The organism is Streptomyces sp. M-16, from assembly GCF_052114405.1.
GTDB lineage: Bacteria > Actinomycetota > Actinomycetes > Streptomycetales > Streptomycetaceae > Streptomyces.
Genome location: NZ_JBFRER010000079.1, coordinates 1 through 17,261 on the forward strand (window position 1 = coordinate 1; position 17,261 = coordinate 17,261).

The 17,261-nt window shown below is 71.7% G+C and carries 17 protein-coding genes and 1 pseudogene; 8 read left to right on the forward strand and 10 right to left on the reverse strand.

The window, feature by feature from the left end:
• From AB4039_RS28745 to AB4039_RS28765, 5 genes and pseudogenes are all read left to right on the forward strand, one after another.
• Positions 1–182, forward strand: a pseudogene (locus AB4039_RS28745) (hypothetical protein); the annotation flags it as partial.
• A gap of 14 nt (positions 183–196) precedes the next feature.
• Positions 197–364 (forward strand): hypothetical protein, encoded by a 168-nt coding sequence (locus AB4039_RS28750; protein ID WP_266839822.1) that lies wholly within the window; start codon positions 197–199, stop codon positions 362–364.
• Positions 365–469: 105 nt separating this feature from the next.
• A complete protein-coding gene (locus AB4039_RS28755; protein ID WP_266839820.1) occupies positions 470–916 on the forward strand; it encodes a BlaI/MecI/CopY family transcriptional regulator in 447 nt (148 codons plus the stop codon).
• A gap of 9 nt (positions 917–925) precedes the next feature.
• Positions 926–1,456 (forward strand): amino-acid N-acetyltransferase, encoded by a 531-nt coding sequence (locus AB4039_RS28760; RefSeq protein ID WP_266839818.1) that lies wholly within the window; start codon positions 926–928, stop codon positions 1,454–1,456.
• Between the two features lie 166 nt (positions 1,457–1,622).
• Positions 1,623–1,964, forward strand: a complete 342-nt coding sequence (locus AB4039_RS28765; protein WP_030236840.1) for a histone-like nucleoid-structuring protein Lsr2 — start codon at positions 1,623–1,625, stop codon at positions 1,962–1,964.
• Here the strand turns inward: AB4039_RS28765 and AB4039_RS28770 are convergent.
• Positions 1,943–2,524, reverse strand: coding sequence for an SCO3374 family protein (locus AB4039_RS28770; protein ID WP_442272162.1), 582 nt, complete (start codon positions 2,522–2,524; stop codon positions 1,943–1,945). The two genes, AB4039_RS28765 and AB4039_RS28770, sit on opposite strands and share 22 nt — an antisense overlap.
• Before the next feature lie 451 nt (positions 2,525–2,975).
• Between AB4039_RS28770 and AB4039_RS28775 the strand changes: the two genes are divergently transcribed.
• Entirely contained in the window at positions 2,976–5,501 is a 2,526-nt protein-coding gene (locus AB4039_RS28775; RefSeq protein ID WP_266839814.1) for an ATP-dependent Clp protease ATP-binding subunit, read from the forward strand.
• 648 nt (positions 5,502–6,149) lie between these two features.
• Positions 6,150–6,758 (forward strand): M23 family metallopeptidase, encoded by a 609-nt coding sequence (locus AB4039_RS28780; RefSeq protein WP_266839813.1) that lies wholly within the window; start codon positions 6,150–6,152, stop codon positions 6,756–6,758.
• 49 nt (positions 6,759–6,807) lie between these two features.
• Here the strand turns inward: AB4039_RS28780 and AB4039_RS28785 are convergent, their stop codons facing one another.
• The 7 genes from AB4039_RS28785 to AB4039_RS28815 form a co-directional block, all read right to left on the reverse strand.
• A complete protein-coding gene (locus AB4039_RS28785; RefSeq protein ID WP_266839812.1) occupies positions 6,808–7,983 on the reverse strand; it encodes a LamG-like jellyroll fold domain-containing protein in 1,176 nt (391 codons plus the stop codon).
• A 44-nt stretch (positions 7,984–8,027) separates the two neighbouring features.
• Positions 8,028–9,335: a two-component system sensor histidine kinase CseC gene (gene cseC / locus AB4039_RS28790; protein WP_266839810.1), complete on the reverse strand. Its 1,308-nt coding sequence runs from the start codon at positions 9,333–9,335 to the stop codon at positions 8,028–8,030.
• 57 nt (positions 9,336–9,392) lie between these two features.
• On the reverse strand, positions 9,393–10,106 hold the full coding sequence (gene cseB, locus AB4039_RS28795; protein ID WP_266839808.1) for a two-component system response regulator CseB: 714 nt from the start codon (positions 10,104–10,106) through the stop codon (positions 9,393–9,395).
• A gap of 16 nt (positions 10,107–10,122) precedes the next feature.
• Positions 10,123–10,773 carry a hypothetical protein gene (locus tag AB4039_RS28800; protein ID WP_266839806.1) on the reverse strand — a complete coding sequence of 217 codons (651 nt, stop codon included), beginning with the start codon at positions 10,771–10,773 and terminating at the stop codon, positions 10,123–10,125.
• 38 nt (positions 10,774–10,811) lie between these two features.
• Positions 10,812–11,372, reverse strand: a complete 561-nt coding sequence (locus AB4039_RS28805) for a SigE family RNA polymerase sigma factor (protein ID WP_266839804.1) — start codon at positions 11,370–11,372, stop codon at positions 10,812–10,814.
• Between the two features lie 227 nt (positions 11,373–11,599).
• Positions 11,600–12,523 (reverse strand): A/G-specific adenine glycosylase, encoded by a 924-nt coding sequence (locus AB4039_RS28810; protein WP_266839802.1) that lies wholly within the window; start codon positions 12,521–12,523, stop codon positions 11,600–11,602.
• A 29-nt stretch (positions 12,524–12,552) separates the two neighbouring features.
• Positions 12,553–13,161 carry a phosphatase PAP2 family protein gene (locus AB4039_RS28815; protein WP_266839801.1) on the reverse strand — a complete coding sequence of 203 codons (609 nt, stop codon included), beginning with the start codon at positions 13,159–13,161 and terminating at the stop codon, positions 12,553–12,555.
• 223 nt (positions 13,162–13,384) lie between these two features.
• Here AB4039_RS28815 and AB4039_RS28820 point away from each other — a divergent pair, with 223 nt between their 5' ends.
• Complete coding sequence (locus tag AB4039_RS28820) at positions 13,385–14,128, forward strand: hypothetical protein (RefSeq protein ID WP_442272163.1); 744 nt, start codon at positions 13,385–13,387, stop codon at positions 14,126–14,128.
• 277 nt (positions 14,129–14,405) lie between these two features.
• Here AB4039_RS28820 and disA read toward each other — a convergent pair whose 3' ends face one another.
• Positions 14,406–15,530, reverse strand: coding sequence for a DNA integrity scanning diadenylate cyclase DisA (disA, locus tag AB4039_RS28825; RefSeq protein ID WP_030236804.1), 1,125 nt, complete (start codon positions 15,528–15,530; stop codon positions 14,406–14,408).
• A 199-nt stretch (positions 15,531–15,729) separates the two neighbouring features.
• Complete coding sequence (gene radA / locus AB4039_RS28830) at positions 15,730–17,148, reverse strand: DNA repair protein RadA (RefSeq protein ID WP_266839796.1); 1,419 nt, start codon at positions 17,146–17,148, stop codon at positions 15,730–15,732.
• Positions 17,149–17,261: the final 113 nt, after the last annotated feature.

Consider the following 17,261-nt stretch of genomic DNA (forward strand, 5'->3'; position numbering starts at 1 on the left):
GCGCGGCGGACTCCGGCGCGAAGCCGGAGCCGGAGCGGCCGCGGCCCGCCCCCGCGCCCGAGGAGCCCCCGGGGCCCGAGCACCCCGAGCGCCCGGCGCGGCCCGTCCCGACCCCGGGCGAGGTCTTCCCGCCGCGCCGCAAGCCCACCCCGCCCCCGGCGGCCGGCCTCGCCGTGGGGTAGCTACGCTGGGGGGCATGGACTACGTCTCCGCGCTCGTGCCCCCCGTCGTGATGGCCGTGTTCTTCATCCTGCTCGTGAAGACGATCGTGAAGAGCCAGGGCGGCGCCAACAAGGCCAAGGAGGACGCGGCCGTCGACGCCGTGCTCGCCCGCGCCGAGGCCACCCGCCAGCCGCGGAAGTAGCCACCGCGCCGATGCCGTCGCCCGGGTGGTCCCGCCCGGGTATTGGCCGCGCGTTGCCGCCCGAATAGTCGGGCAATTCATCCCAAGTCGCACTATCGTGCTGTTGTGCCTCGCCCCTTGGGAGAACTCGAAGACGCTGTGATGACGCGGGTGTGGCAGTGGAACCGCCCGGTCACCGTCCGGGAAGTCCTGGAAGACCTCCAGCAGGAACGGTCCATCGCGTACACCACGGTCATGACCGTTATGGACAATCTCCATCAGAAGGGCTGGGTCCGCCGGGAAGCCGAAGGCCGCGCCTATCGATATACGGCGGTCTCCACCCGCGCCGCCTACTCGGCCGCACTGATGAACGAAGCGTGGTCGACCAGTGACAGCCCCGCGGCCGCCCTCGTGGCCTTCTTCGGGATGATGTCCCAGGAACAGCGGGAAGCCCTCCGCGACGCCATCCGGATCGTCCAGCACGACGAAGCCGAGGCCGCTCCCGCCCCCGACGCCGGCCCCGCAGAAGCCGAAGGGGACTCCGGCGAGCGGCCCACCACCCCGGGGCGATAGCGTCCGGGTATGGGAGAGCTTTCCACCGCAGACGCGAAAACAGTGACCATCCGCCGCGCGCGCACCCGTGATGTTCCGGCGTTGCGCCGCCTGCTCGACCAGTACGTGCAGCAGCGGATCCTCCTCGACAAAGCCCCCGTGGTCCTTTACGAGGACATCCAGGAGTTCTGGGTCGCGGAACGCGACTCCGACGGCCAGGTCGTCGGCTGCGGGGCTCTCCACGTCATGTGGGAAGACCTCGCCGAAGTCCGCACTCTCGCCGTCGACCGGGGCCTCTTGGGCGCCGGTGTCGGGCATCGGGTGCTCGCCAAGTTGTTGGAGACCGCCCGCCTGCTCGGGGTCAGCCGGGTATTCTGCCTGACCTTCGAAGTGGACTTCTTCGCGAAGCACGGCTTCGTCGAGATCGGCGAGACCCCGGTGGAGACCGATGTCTACATGGAGCTCCTGCGTTCCTATGACGAGGGAGTCGCGGAGTTCCTCGGTCTCGAACGAGTGAAGCCGAACACCTTGGGCAACAGCCGGATGCTTCTGCACCTCTGATCGATCACGGCCGCTTTTCCGGGCCGCAGCAGGCCTGAGGCCTATGTCCGAATCGCGTACGTTTCCCGCCTTGTTGCGGCCCTGAACCTCTCACCGGGGGTTTGTGTTTTCCAGGCAAAAGCGGTTTCCTTTCCGCGTACTGCATTTTCGATGAAAGGAAATCCCGGTGGCACAGAAGGTTCAGGTCCTTCTTGTCGACGACCTCGACGGTGGCGAGGCGGACGAGACCGTGACGTTCGCTCTGGATGGCAAGACCTACGAGATCGACCTCACCACCGCCAACGCTGAAAAGCTCCGCGGGCTGCTCGACCCGTACACCAAGGGCGGCCGCCGCACCGGCGGACGCGTCTCCGCGGGCCGTGCCAAGGGTGGTCGCGCCGCCGCGTCGGCCGGCAATCCGGACACCGCCGAGATCCGCGCGTGGGCCAAGGAGAACGGCTACAACGTGAACGACCGCGGCCGTGTCCCCGCCGACATCCGCGAGGCCTACGAAAAGGCCAAGGGCTGAGGCGTACGCCGTCGCAGCCGTGCCCGGTGACATTCCGTCGCCGCCGCGGCCACCAGGCGTACGAGGTCGGGCCCGCAGGCCCGCTGTCCGGGACGGTGGCCCTGCCCCGGACCGGGCAGGGCAGGCAGTGACGCCTCGCACCCCAGCTCGGGGGGCCGCAGCCAGACGGCGGCCCCCCGAGGGCTTTCCCTCCCGTTCCGCCCCGGCGGCACGGGGGCGGCGAACCCGTCCCCGGCACCCAGGGCGGTGAGCTCCAGCGCCACCCCGCCCCACTCCAGCCAGTCGAGGAGCCCGTCCAGCTCCTCCGCGGCCCCCGGGGCCACCAGGAAGCCCATCCGGCCCCCGGCCAGCGCCACCGGGCCGGTGGCGACCGGGCGGCGCAGCAGGGCGGCACCGGCGTCGGCCGGTACCTCCAGCACGTCGAACCGGGTCCCGGTGAGCAGCCGGCCGGGCGGCCCGCCGACGACGGCCCAGCCGAGCACCCGCTCGTACCAGGAGCGGACGTCCTCCTCGGGCGGGACGCGGGGCGAGGGGACGGCGCTCGCGGCGGTGAGGGGCATGACCGGAGCAACTCCGCCCCGCGCCGCGGGGTTACGGAGTGCGGCCGAGTCGATGCGGAGAGTAAAGGTCCGCCGGGCGGAGTCCCACATTCGGGACACAAGTGTGTTCGCCCGTAGCGGAGGGAAGTGTGCCCGGGGGCATGGAGTGTCAGTCCTTACGGGTAAGACATTCCTAGTGGATCGGGGCGACACGCTGATTTGAGCGGCTCCCGTTCGCCATCGGCGTACACGTGTGACGGGTATCTGCCTGGCCTGCGGGAACATCGTCTCGCACCATCGGGTTGGAGCAGTAGTCGGCTCTTACAGCCGGTTTTCCTCACCGACGTGGGGGTGAGCCGTGGACGGATGTCGGCAGTTGGAATGAGCTGTCCCGTCCCGCGGGACTAGCATGCGGAAGGACAGGGCGGGGACCGACCCCGAACTGCCCGACCGCTCTGAGGAGCGATAAACGATGTTCGAGAGGTTCACCGACCGCGCGCGGCGGGTTGTCGTCCTGGCTCAGGAAGAAGCCCGGATGCTCAACCACAACTACATCGGCACCGAGCACATCCTCCTGGGCTTGATCCACGAGGGTGAGGGTGTCGCCGCTAAGGCCCTGGAGAGCCTCGGGATTTCGCTCGAGGCTGTTCGCCAGCAGGTTGAGGAGATCATCGGTCAGGGGCAGCAGGCCCCGTCCGGCCACATCCCCTTCACCCCGCGGGCGAAGAAGGTCCTGGAGCTTTCGCTCCGCGAGGCCCTCCAGCTCGGCCACAACTACATCGGCACCGAGCACATCCTGCTCGGCCTGATCCGCGAGGGTGAGGGCGTCGCCGCCCAGGTCCTCGTGAAGCTGGGCGCCGATCTGAACAGGGTCCGGCAGCAGGTCATCCAGCTGCTCTCCGGCTACACCGGGGGCGGCAAGGAGTCGGCCACCGCGGGTGGCCCGGCCGAGGGCACCCCCTCGACCTCGCTGGTCCTCGACCAGTTCGGCCGCAACCTCACCCAGGCTGCCCGTGAATCCAAGCTCGACCCGGTCATCGGGCGCGAGAAGGAGATCGAGCGGGTCATGCAGGTGCTGTCCCGCCGGACCAAGAACAACCCGGTTCTCATCGGCGAGCCCGGCGTCGGCAAGACCGCCGTCGTCGAGGGCCTGGCCCAGGCGATCGTCAAGGGCGAGGTGCCCGAGACCCTCAAGGACAAGCACCTCTACACCCTGGACCTGGGTGCCCTGGTCGCCGGTTCCCGCTACCGCGGTGACTTCGAGGAGCGCCTGAAGAAGGTCCTCAAGGAGATCCGCACCCGCGGCGACATCATCCTGTTCATCGACGAGCTCCACACCCTCGTGGGTGCGGGTGCCGCCGAGGGCGCGATCGACGCCGCGAGCATCCTGAAGCCCATGCTGGCCCGTGGTGAGCTCCAGACCATCGGTGCCACGACGCTGGACGAGTACCGCAAGCACCTTGAGAAGGACGCGGCCCTTGAGCGCCGCTTCCAGCCGATCCAGGTGGCGGAGCCTTCCCTCCCCCACACGATCGAGATCCTCAAGGGCCTGCGCGACCGCTACGAGGCCCACCACCGCGTCTCCATCACGGACGAGGCCCTCGTCCAGGCGGCGACGCTGGCGGACCGGTACATCTCGGACCGCTTCCTGCCGGACAAGGCGATCGACCTGATCGACGAGGCCGGCTCCCGGATGCGCATCCGCCGGATGACCGCGCCGCCGGACCTCCGCGAGTTCGACGAGAAGATCGCGGCCGTGCGCCGCGACAAGGAGTCGGCCATCGACTCCCAGGACTTCGAGAAGGCGGCTTCCCTCCGTGATTCGGAGAAGCAGCTGCTCGCCGCGAAGGCCAAGCGCGAGAAGGAATGGAAGGCCGGCGACATGGACGTCGTCGCCGAGGTCGACGGCGAGCTCATCGCCGAAGTCCTCGCGACCGCGACCGGCATTCCCGTCTTCAAGCTCACGGAGGAGGAGTCCTCCCGCCTCCTGCGCATGGAAGACGAGCTCCACAAGCGCGTCATCGGCCAGAAGGACGCCATCAGGGCGCTCTCCCAGGCCATCCGCCGCACCCGTGCGGGTCTGAAGGACCCGAAGCGTCCCGGTGGCTCGTTCATCTTCGCCGGTCCGTCCGGTGTCGGTAAGACCGAGCTGTCCAAGACGCTCGCCGAATTCCTCTTCGGTGACGAGGACGCGCTGATCTCCCTCGACATGTCGGAGTTCAGCGAGAAGCACACGGTTTCCCGCCTCTTCGGTTCGCCCCCCGGCTACGTGGGCTACGAAGAGGGCGGCCAGCTGACCGAGAAGGTCCGCCGGAAGCCGTTCTCCGTCGTCCTCTTCGACGAGGTCGAGAAGGCGCACCCGGATATCTTCAATTCCCTTCTCCAGATCCTGGAGGACGGTCGCCTGACCGACTCCCAGGGCCGGGTCGTGGACTTCAAGAACACGGTCATCATCATGACGACCAACCTGGGTACGCGGGACATCTCCAAGGGCTTCAACCTGGGCTTCGCCGCCCAGGGCGACGTCAAGACCGGTTACGACCGGATGAAGGCGAAGGTCAACGAAGAGCTCAAGCAGCACTTCCGGCCCGAGTTCCTGAACCGCGTCGACGACACGGTCGTCTTCCACCAGCTCAGCCAGGAAGACATCATCCAGATCGTCGACCTGATGATCGCCAAGGTGGACGAGCGCCTGCGCGACCGCGACATGGGCATCGAGCTCAGCGGTGAGGCGAAGATGCTCCTGGCCAAGCGCGGCTACGACCCGATCATGGGTGCGCGCCCGCTGCGCCGGACCATCCAGCGCGAGATCGAGGACCTGCTGTCGGAGAAGATCCTCTTCGGCGAGCTGCGTCCCGGTCACATCGTGGTCGTCGGCGTGGAGGGTGAGGGCGAGGAAGCCAAGTTCACCTTCCGCGGCGAGGAGAAGTCGGCGCTGCCCGACCTCCCTCCGATCGAGGCCACGGGCTCCGGCCCGGACCTGTCCAAGGGCGCGTAAGCGCCGACGGCAGGCAGTAGTACCAAGGGGCGCCCCCGGGATCACCTCCCGGGGGCGCCCCTTCGTCGTGCCCCGCCCCGGGCCGCCCCACGAGCCCGCCCGCGGCCCTCCGGCACCGCGCACCCGCCGCTCGGGCCCGCCCCGGCCGCCTCCGGGCCCCTGGGGGCACTGAGGGGCGGGTTCCGGGCCCCGGGGGCGCTGCGGGGGCCATGGGGGCCCGGCGGGGCCCACGGCGGCCAAAGGGCGGCTTCACGCGGGGGTGGGCCGGGTCCTGCGGCAGCCCGGCCCGTGGCCCGTGGCCCGCCCCCGGCGGGGGCGGTCCCCCGGAGGGGCCTCAAGGGCGGTGACGCAGGCCACTTGGGCCCCTGGGTGCCGGTGACAAGCCGCACAGGGCAAATCGGACCTACTAGAACGACTCGTAGATTTCGCCGCCCGTTTTGTCCCTGCTCCGTCGCAGGAGGGAGCCCGTCAACAGGTCCGAAAGCCCGGCCGCCCCTACGAGCCCGGGTAGTAAAGGGGGTGTTTGGGGAAGCCGGGAGGCCCGGGTTACCAAGGATGAGCAAGCCCGGCAGCCACGGCCCACGGTCGCAGCGCCGGGTCCTTTCTTGCCCGATACACGCCCCTGTCCCCGGCCCCGGAGGTCTCCACATGTCCGCGAAGCGCGTCAGCACCCGTCGTACCCGTATCGCCCTCGCCGCCACCGGTCTCGGTGCGGCCCTGGCCATCGGAGCCGGGACGACCGCCGCCTTCGCAGCAGAGGCCCCCGCCGCCCTCCCCGCCGTCGCCGAGCAGATCTCCGTCCAGGCGCAGGCCCAGGCCCAGGCCGCCTCCGCGAAGGGCCTGTGGGACAAGCCCGTGAAGAGCTACACGCTGTCCGCGACCTTCGGCAAGGGCGGCACCATGTGGTCGCACAAGCACTCCGGCCAGGACTTCGCCGTCCCCGTCGGCACCCCGGTCAAGGCCGCGGCCGCCGGCACCGTCGTGAAGGCCGGCCCGAACGGCGGCGGCGACGGCCCCGCGTACGGCAACGCCGTCGTGATCAAGCACGCGAACAACACGTACTCGCAGTACGCGCATCTCTCGAAGATCCAGGTCAGGATCGGCCAGAAGGTCTCCGTGGCCCAGCAGATCGCGCTGTCCGGCAACACCGGCAACTCCAGCGGCCCGCACCTCCACTTCGAGATCCGCACCACCCCGAACTACGGCTCGGCCGTCAACCCGGTCGCCTTCCTGCGCACCGTCGGCGTCACCGTCTGAGACGTCCCCGGGCCTCGCGGGATCCCCGCGGGCCCCGGCGGGACCGGAATCAGATCAGCCACGAGTGCGTCGGCCTGGTCTTCTTGTCGGGCTTGTTGTTCTTCAGGCCCGTGATCTGTTCCTGCCCCAGCGCGCGGTCGAAGATCCGGATGTGGTCCAGCGGGCCGTCCCACGCGGCGCTCCAGATCCCGTGGTGGCGGGCCCGGCCCAGCTGCAGCGGGCCGGGACCGGCCCAGATGCCGGACACCTGGGCCTGACCGGCCTGCTTGTCGTCGACCCACAGCGCGATGGTCTTCTTCTCCGCGTCGTACGTCCCCGTCAGCAGGGCCCACGTCCGCGTCGTGTCGACGTTGTCCACGACCACCTGCTGGGCCGTCGCCGCCTGGCCCTTGTCCCCGGTCTGCACCCGGAACACCCAGGCCTTCTTGCCGTTGACGACCTCGAAGCCCAGCTCGAAGGAGTACGAGTCCCCGTCGCCCTGGCTGACCGCCATCCGCGAACCGGTCTCGGCCACGTTGTAGGCGCGCGTGGAGACGGTGAAGCTCTTCGAGACGTCCACGGCCGCCTCGGCGCCCTGCGCGTACGAGTCCGCCGCCCCCTTGAACCTGACCTCGGTCCGCTTGGCCAGCTCGCCCAGCGAGGCACCCGGGCCGAGCGCGATGCCCATCTTGCCGCTGCGGTCGCGCAGCAGGTTCGGCTCGCCCGGAACGGTCGGGGAGTCGTCCTCCGGGGTCTTGGGGTCCGGGGACTCCGCCGTGCCCGACGGGCCGGGGGAGCCGGAGGAGGCCGTCACGGGTTTCTTGCCCGGGTCGTCCGAGCCGTGCAGTACGAAGAAGGCCGCGCCGCCGGCCACCAGCGCGACCACCAGGGTGCCGATGCCGATGGTCAGCAGCCTGCGCTTGCGCTGCTGCGCCTCCGTGCGGTCGGCCATCGCCTGCCAGTCCGGCTGCGCGGCGGCGCTGAAGGGCTCGGGCGCGGGCGCGAGCGGTTCCGCGGCGAGCGGGGGCTGCGCCTGCGGCGGGCCGAAGCCGCCCTGGCCGCCGGCCGGCCCGCCCGGTACGGGCTCGGGCTGGTAGGGGTTCGAGGCGGCGCCGGGGGCGGGCTCTCCGGGCTGCGGATAGCCGTACCCGCCGGGTATCCGTCCCGGCGGGTATCCGTAGCCGCCGCCGCTCCCGGGGGCGGGGTCGGGCTGGGGGCCGTGCGGGCGATCCGTACCGTCAGTCATGGCACGGATGCTAAAACATCGCGGTGCGCGGGCGAACGGCCGCGTCAGCCCGGCAGCTGGATGATCGGGAAGCTCCCCGTCGCCGTCGGGGCGTGCTCCGGCAGCCACAGCACCGCCACCGCCCCCGCCGCGGCGCCCTCGCCCGTCGCCTCGCCGGGGCCCGCCACGTTGCGGAACGTCAGCCGGGCCCCCAGTACCCGGGCCTGGCCCTCCGCGATGGTCAGCCCCAGCCCGTGCCCGACGCCCGCCCGGTCCGTCGACCCGGTCCGGAACCGGCTCGGCCCCTCCAGCAGCAGCGCCTCGGGGAATCCCGGCCCGTGGTCCCGCACGCGCACGACCCGGCCCTCGATGTCGACCTGGATCGGCGGCCGCCCGTAGCGTGCGGCGTTGGCCAGCAGGTTCCCGAGGATCCGCTCCAGACGGCGCGGGTCGGTGCTGACGATCTCGTCCGCGACGACCCGTACCGAGGCCTCCGGCATCAGCGTGGAGACCCGTCGGCTGACGAACTCGCCCAGCGCCACGTCCTGGAGCTCGGCCCGCTCGGACGCGCTGTCCAGCCGGGCCACCTCCAGCACGTCCTCGACCAGGGCCCGCATCGCCCGCGCCCGGTCGAGCACCAGCTCCGTCGGCCGGCCCGGGGGCAGCAGCTCCGCGGCCGTGAGCAGGCCCGTCACCGGGGTCCGCAGTTCGTGCGCGATGTCCGCGGTCACCCGCCGTTCGGCCTCCAGCCGCTGCTGGAGGGCGTCCGCCATGGCGTCCACGGCCCGTGCGAGATCGTCCGTCTCGTCCCGTACGACACCGCCCACCGCGTCCCGCACCCGTACGTCCGGATCCCCGTGCGCCACCCGCTGCGCGGCGGCCGCGGCCTTGCGCAGCCGGCTGGAGATCTGGCCGCCGATGAGCACGCCGAGGGCCGAGCCCCCGATCACGACGGCGAGGGAGCCGACCACCAGCGCCCGGTCCAGGTCGCGCACCATGTTGGCGCTCTCCTGGAACCGGTGGCTCAGGGAGAGCACCTGTCCGTTGCCGAGGGGGACGGCGGCCCACACCACGGGCCCCTTGCGGGACTCCTGGACGTAGGTGCCGCGCCGCCCCGACCGGGCCTTCTCGCGCAGTTCCGCGGGCAGGTCGGGGTCGTTGAGCTTCGCGCCCCAGATGGGCTTGCGGCCGGCGTCGGTGCGGGCGATGAACTGCACCCGCTCCAGCTCGGCCTCGCGGGCGCTCTCCAGCATCGACACGCGGGCAGCGCTGTGCACCACCAGGCTGAGCGCCAGCGCGGTGAGCGCGCCGACGGCGGCGATGGCGAGCGTGATCTTCCAGCGGATCCCCGTGCGCAGGGTGAAGCGCCTCATGCGGTCGCGGTCCTCATGGTCCTCATGCGGTCGCGTCCCTCATGACCCTCGTGTTCCTCATGCCTTGAGCTTGTATCCGAAGCCCCGGACCGTCTCGATCCGGTCCTGACCGATCTTGGTGCGCAGCCGCTGGACGTGGACGTCCACGACGCGGGTGTCACCGCCCCAGTCGTAGTCCCAGACCCGTTCCAGGAGCCGGTCGCGGGACAGGACGGTACCCGGCGCGGAGGAGAATTCCAGCAGCAGCCGCATCTCGGTCGGCGTCAGCGCCACGGAGGCGCCCGCCTTGCGGACCTCCATGCCCTCGGTGTCGACCTCCAGGTCGCCGAAGGAGAGCACCCCGCGCTCACCGGAGCCGTCGGCCCCGTCGCCGTTCGAGGCGCCGTTCTGCGGGCCGCCGGCGTGGCCGAAGCGGCGCAGCACGGCGCGGATCCGGGCGACGAGGACGGAGCCGTCGAAGGGCTTGGTGACGTAGTCGTCCGCGCCCGCCTCCAGGCCCAGGACCACGTCGATGGAGTCGGCGCGGGCCGACAGCATGATCACGGGGACGGTGGACTCGTCGCGGATGCGGCGGCACAGGCTCACGCCGTCCATCCCGGGCACCATCACGTCGAGGAGGGCGATGTCCGGGCGGTCGGCGCGGAAGGACTCCAGCCCGGACAGTCCGTCGGGCATGGCGGTGACCACGAAGCCGTCGCGTTCCAGTGCCAGCGTCGTGGCCTCGCGGATGACGTCGTCGTCCTCCACGAACAGCACATGGGTCTCGGCCATGCCCACCCTCACCTCGTCAGCTCTTCGGCGATACGGCCGGGGCGGGAGGGCTCCCGCCGTCGACCACATTGCTGTAGTCCGTGTGCACCCGGTCCTGTTCGGTGAACCGTTCCCCGTTCCAGCGGTACGTGATCACGTCCTCGCCCGACGGGTAGGCGAGCGCGTCGTTCTTCCCGTAGACCGGTTTGTTGAGCACCAGCTCACCGCGGTCGATCTCCGCGTAGACGGGCGGCTGCTCGTCCGAGAAGACATTCTCGTACTTTCCTCCGTCGGCCCGGTACACGTACGAGCCGCGGCCCATCGCGTCCGCGCAGGACAGCACGTTGACGACGATGTCGACGGCGGTGTTCCCGGTGACCTTCCCGTAGCTGACGTCGATCGGGTACTGCTGGCCCGTGCAGGGCTTGAGGTCGCGCTTGACCGCGGCGCTCACCTTCGGGTCCGCCTTGAGCAGGGCCACCGGGTCGACCCGCTTGGCCGTTCCGGCGGACGCGGCGGGGGAGTGGTCCGTGGCGGCCGGTTCGCTGGCCCCGTCGCTCGTCGGCTGGTTGCTGCGGGACACGGTCTCGGTGTGGGCGGGGCCGCCGTCCTTGAGGCCCGTGCCGCCGGTGGAGCAGCCGGCCGCGAACAGCACTGTGCCGACGAGGACGACCGTCCCCGCCGACATCAGTACCAGAGAGCCTCTCCCGCCCGGGTCTTGGCCAGTCAGGCCGCGCACCGCTCCCGCCCCTCGTCACGGATGGTGTGGTCACCGCGTTCGAGCGCACGCATGTCCAGGTCCCGGCTCTCCAGTTCCTGACGGAGCCGGGCCAGTGCGCGGTGCAGGGTGCTCTTCACGGTTCCCGCCGACATACCGAGCGCCGCGGCCGTTTCCTCGGTGCTCATCTGCTCCCAGTGTCGCAGCACCACCACACTGCGCTGCTTGGGCGCGAGCACCTTGAGGATGTCCATCAGCAGGGCGCGGTCGGCGCGCTGGTCGGAGCCGTCCTCGACGGAGGCGTCCGGGAGCTGCTCGGTGGGGACCTCGTCGAGCTTGCGGGCCCGCCACCACTCGGTACGGGTGTTGATCATGACGCGGCGGAGGTAGGCGTCGGCCAGCGACTTGTCGGCGATACCGTCCCAGCGGCCGTAGGTGCGTACGAGGGCGGTCTGGAGGAGGTCCTGGGCGTCCGTCGGGTCCGGGACCAGGCGCCGGGCACTGCGCAGCAGGGCATCCTGCCGGGTGCGTACGTACTCCTCGAATTCGAGTACCTCGCCGTGCGCCATCTCAGACCGCCTCCGTTCCGACCAACCGCTCATGCGCTGGCTTGTGGATCCGAAGGTACGGAGGGGTTGTCACGGCACTGTGCGGGTCAGCCTTCGGTGGGCGCACGGACACCCGTAGATTGTGTAACAGTGCCGGTGAGCTGGGGTTTCGCGGCCCGAAGCGGAATGATCGAGTCAACTTCGAGCCGCGCTCCGGCCGGCCGCCGGGGGCGTGCGGATTTCGTCGGTCAGCTCTGCGGCAGCCGGTACATGCCGTGCGCGAGCGGTTCCACCAGCCCGTCGGACACCAGCCCGTCCAGCGCGCGCGCCCGCTGCACCGGTTCGTTCCAGACGGTGTCGAGCACCGACTGCGGAACCGGACCGACCGCTTCGCGCAGTACGGCCAGCAGCTTCCCGCGCACCTGCCGGTCGGTCCCGGCGTACGTCTGCCCGCGCCGCGGCGGTCCCTCGTGCGCGGGCTTCCCGGCCAGGCGCCACGCGCACAGGCCCGCCACCGGGCAGCGCGCGCAGTCCGGGCTCTTGGCCGTGCACACCAGCGCGCCCAGCTCCATCGACGCCGCGGCCCAGCGGGCCGCCGTGGCCTCGTCGTCGGGCAGCAGTTCCCGGGCCAGGCGCCGCTCGGCGGCCGTCGTGGCGTTCGGCGGGTACTCGACCCCGCTGGACGCGCGGGCGAAGACCCGGCGCACGTTGGTGTCCAGCACCGCGTGCCGCTGCCCGTACGCGAAGGAGGCCACGGCGGCGGCCGTGTACTCGCCGATGCCCGGCAGCGACAGCAGCTGGGCGTGGTCGCTCGGTACGTCGCCGCCGTGGCGTTCCGTTATCGCGACGGCCGCGCCGTGCAGGCGCAGCGCCCGGCGCGGGTAGCCGAGCCGCCCCCAGGCCCGTACGGCCTCGCCCGGCGCCTCGGCGGCCAGGGCGGCGGGCCGGGGCCACCGGGCGAGCCACTGCTCGTAGACCGGCAGGACCCGGCTGACCGGGGTCTGCTGGAGCATGAACTCGCTGACCATGACCCCCCAGGGGCCGGCCTCGGGGCGGCGCCAGGGCAGGTCACGGGCGTGTTCGTCGAACCACGCGATGACGGGGGAGTGCAGCGCGTGGGCGCGCGGAGGGCCGCCGGCGGGGGATGCGGGGGATGAGGCAGATGCAGTCATGGCAGACCGCATCCTGGCACGTTTCGGCCCTACCCCGCCCGGCCCGGGCCGGTGAACCAGACGGCGACGGGGGTGCCGCTCGTGCGGACCGCGGCCGTCACCCGGGCCAGCGGGTTCGCGAGCACCAGCACGGCGAGGGTGGCCAGCGAGGCCCCCAGCAGCAGGCCCATCGCCACGTCGTGCGGGTAGTGCACCCCGACGAACACCCGGGAGAACGCCATCAGCAGTGCGACGGGCACGGTCAGCAGGGCGAGGCGGGGCACGGCCAGCGCGAGGGCGACGGCGGCCGCGCCCGCGATGGCGGAGTGGTTGCTGGGGAAGGACCAGTCCCCGTACGGCGGGCAGGGGACGAGCGAGGCGGCCGCCCCGGCCACCGCCCGGCAGGGCCGTTCCTCGTTCACGGTGGACTTCACCAGCTCGGAGGCGACGTAGACGAGCGCGGTGGCGAGCGGGGCGAGGACGGCGAGCGCCACCGCCCGGGGATCACCGTGCCCGCGCGCACGCCACCAGACGGCTATGAAGAGCAGACCGAAGAGCAGCAGTCCGAATTCGGTCCAGACTTCGAACGCCCACCGCACCCAGGGGGGCGTGGAGTGGGCGAAGTCGGTGATGTCGCGGTAGAGGGCAGAGCTGTCCATGGTCACCGACGGTACTCAAACCCCCGTTCCGGCCGCGTCAGCACCTTGGCCGGATCCGGCCGCTCCCGCGTACGCCCGCAGGATGATCATCGGCAAAACCTGCCGGATGTGCGGCATGGGGGACGCTGATCGCGGCACGAGTTCTCGTAAGGTTCGGTTCGTGGGATCTCTGCGCAATCCGGTCGGGCCGCTCCCCTCCTCCATTTACTGGCGACGGAGGGCTGTGCTGGCGTCCGTCGCGGCGCTCTTGGCGCTGCTCGCCGTATGGACCGTCAGTTCCGGCGGGGGTACGTCGAGTACGAACGGCAAGGGCGGCGGCGACGGCTCCGGACCCGTGCGCACGATCACCCCCGGACCCTCGGGCTCCGGGCCGGCGATCAGTCAGGCGCCGGGCGGACGCGGCGACTCGGGCGCGGCCTCCGGTTCGGCTTCGGGCGGCGGCGGCAAGAACGGTGAGCCCGGCGGCGGTTCGGGTTCCGGCTCCGGTTCCGCTTCGGGTTCCGGCGGATCCGGTTCCGCGGCCGGCGGCTCCCCGGCGCAGGTGCCGGCGGACTCCCCGCTCCCGACGTGCCCGGCGAGCGCGCTGCAGTGGGAGGTCAAGAGCGTGAAGAACGAGTACGAGACGAACGAGAAGCCGCGTCTCGAACTCCTCGTCCGCAACATCTCCGGCAGCACCTGCAAGTTCGGACTCGGTCCGAGGCAAGCCGTCATGACGATCTTCCAGACGCAGGGCGCCAAGGCCGTCTGGTCCTCCGCGGACTGCCCGGCGAACGCGGCGAACGCGTTCTTCCGGCTGCCGGCGCAGGGCGAGACGAAGCAGGCGGTGGAGTGGGACCGGAAGCCGAGCGCGCCGGACCAGTGCCAGACGCCTCCGGCGGGCAGCCCGGCGCCCGACACCTACGTGGTCGAGGTGAAGTCCCCGGGCCTTCCGGTGGCCCGCACCTCCTTCGTACTGAAGCAGGACTGACCCCTCTGTGACGCGGCCCTCGCGCCGGGCGGGGCCGGGGCGCCTTCCGGGCCCGGTGGCCGCCTGCGGGTGGGTGCCGCTGCGCGGAGCGGTCCCCTACCCGCCCTTCCACCGTTCCCCGGGCTGCGCCCGGACCCGTTCCGCCGGCTGCGGATCGGCCGGCCGTCGGGGTCGGGTTCGCGCCGGTCAGCGCACGGCGCTCCGCGCCCGCGCCTCGAACTCCCCCAGCTGACGCCGGGAGGTGCCCCCTGGCGGGGCGGGGTCACCGGGGGTGCCGTCAGACGTAGCGTTCCAGGATCGACGACTCCGCCAGGCGGGACAGGCCCTCGCGGACGCTGCGCGCACGGGCCTCGCCGACGCCGTCCACCGTCTGGAGGTCGTCCACCGACGCCGCCAGCAGCTTCTGCAGCCCGCCGAAGTGCTCGACCAGCCGCTCGATGATCGCCCCCGGCAGCCTCGGCACCTTCGCCAGCAGCCGGTACCCGCGCGGCGACACCGCCGAGTCGAGGGTCTCCGGCGAGCCGGTGTACCCCAGGGCCTTCGCCACGATCGCCAGTTCCAGCAGTTCCGGATGGGTCAGTGCGTCCAGCGCCGGCAGCGCTTCCTCCACCGTGCGGGAACGCTTCGCCGTCGGCTCCGGAACGTAGTCCCGGATCACCAGCTCCCGCTCCTGCTCGATGCCGACGGTCAGTTCGTCCAGCTGGAGCGACAGCAGTCGTCCGTCCGTGCCCAGTTCGACCACGTACTCGGCGATTTCCGTCGCGATCCGGCGGACCATTTCCAGCCGCTGGGCGACCGCCGTCACGTCGCGGACGGTGACCAGGTCCTCGATCTCCAGCGCCGACAGCGTCCCCGCGACCTCGTCGAGCCGCAGCTTGTACCGCTCCAGGGTGGCCAGCGCCTGGTTCGCCCGGGACAGGATCGCCCCGGACTCCTCCAGGACCCGCCGCTCGCCGTCGACGTAGAGGGCGATCAGCCGCATCGACTGGGACACGGAGACCACCGGGAAGCCGCACTGCTTCGAGACGCGGTCCGCGGTGCGGTGCCGGGTGCCGGTCTCCTCCGTCGGGATCGACGCGTCGGGCACCAGCTGCACGCCGGCCCGAAGGATCTTGGTGATGTCCTTGTCGAGGATGAGCGCGCCGTCGAGCTTGCACAGCTCGCGCAGCCGGGTCGCGGTGAACTCCACGTCCAGGACGAAGCCGCCCGTGCACATGGCCTCGACGTTCTTGTCCATGCCGAGGACGATGAGCCCGCCCGTGTTGCCGCGGACGATCCGCTCCAGGCCGTCGCGCAGGGGCTGACCAGGCGCGACGGCGCTCAGCGAGGCGCGCATCAGCGCGTCGTGCTTGGAGCTCGCGCCGGACTTCCCGGGTGCTGATGCCCCGTCCTTGGCTGCCACTGCACTCCTCCGGTCGCGGGTTGCGCCGCCTGCGTACAGCCGGGCGGACCAGCACAAAGTCTACCGGCGCGGGCTGTGCGCCCGCCGTGCCTTGGCGCGCATCGCCGCGACGGGGGTCCGTACGGAGGCCCGCGGGGGCCCCCTGACCTGCCCCGGGACGGCCCGCGGGAGGTCCGGACCGGCCCGCGTGCGGAGGCGCTTATTCCGCTGCGCGCTCCTTCGCCGGGGTGCGGGAGCGGCCGCGCGGCAGGACCCGCAGCGCGTCGCCCACGTCCGCGACCTCGGTCACCTTCATCCCCGCAGGAACCTTCCCCGGATCCGCCGGCACCAACGCGTGCGTGAAGCCCAGCCGGTGCGCCTCGGACAGCCGCCGCTGCACACCCGTCACCCGCCTCACCTCACCGGCGAGCCCGACCTCCCCGATGGCGACGAGGTTCTTCGGCAGCGGCACGTCACTGGCGGCCGAGGCCAGCGCCAGCGCGATCGCGAGGTCGGCGGCCGGTTCGGTGAGCTTCACGCCGCCCACGGTCGCGCTGTAGATGTCCCGCTTGCCGAGCGCGGTGATCCGCCCGCGCTGCTCCAGCACCGCCAGCATCATCGAGACGCGCGAGGTCTCCAGGCCGGAGGTGGTGCGGCGCGGGGAGGGGATCTGCGAGTCGACGGTGAGCGCCTGCACCTCGGCGACCAGCGGGCGCTTGCCCTCCAGGGTCACGGTCAGGCAGGTGCCCGGCACCGCCTCGGCCCGCCGGGTCAGGAACAGCCCGCTGGGGTCGGCGAGCCCGGTGATGCCCTCGTCGTGGAGCTCGAAGCAGCCGACCTCGTCGGTGGCGCCGTAGCGGTTCTTCACACCGCGCACGAGGCGCAGCCGCGCGTGGCGGTCGCCCTCGAAGCTGAGGACCACGTCCACCAGGTGCTCCAGCAGGCGGGGACCGGCGATCGCCCCGTCCTTGGTGACGTGGCCGACCAGGAGGGTGGCCATGCCCCGCTCCTTGGACGCGCGGATCAGCGCGCCGGCCACCTCCCTGACCTGGGCCATGCCGCCGGGCGCGCCGTCGATCTCGGGGGAGGCGATGGTCTGTACGGAGTCCAGGACCAGCAGGGAGGGCTTCACCGCGTCGAGGTGGCCCAGTACGGCGGACAGGTCGGTCTCGGCGGCGAGGAAGAGGTGGTCGTTGAGGGCGTTGATCCGGTCGGCGCGCAGCCGGACCTGGCTCGCGGACTCCTCGCCCGTGACGTAGAGGGTGCGATGGTCGCCGGTGGCCGCCTTCGCCGCGACGTCGAGCAGCAGGGTCGACTTGCCGACGCCGGGCTCGCCGGCGAGGAGGACGACGGCGCCCGGGACCAGCCCGCCGCCCAGGACGCGGTCCAGTTCGTCGACGCCGGTGCTGCGCGCGGTCGCGGTGCGGCCGTCGACCTGGGCGATGGGCAGGGCGGGCGCGGAGACGCGGCCGGCCGCGGTGGTCCGTACGGCGGGCGCCCCGCCCATCTCTTCGACGGTGCCCCACGCCTGGCATTCGGGGCAGCGGCCGAGCCATTTCGCGGTCGTCCAGCCGCACTCGGAGCAACGGTAGGACGGCCGGTCCTTGGCGGACGAGCGGGAGGTACGGGCAGCAGCCATGCGGCCCACGGTAACCGCAGCCACCGACAGCCCCGGCCGTACGGGCGTCAGGGCCGCTGTCAGCGGGGTACCGATCTGTTCACCCGTAAGGGCTAAAACCGCTGAAGGCTTCC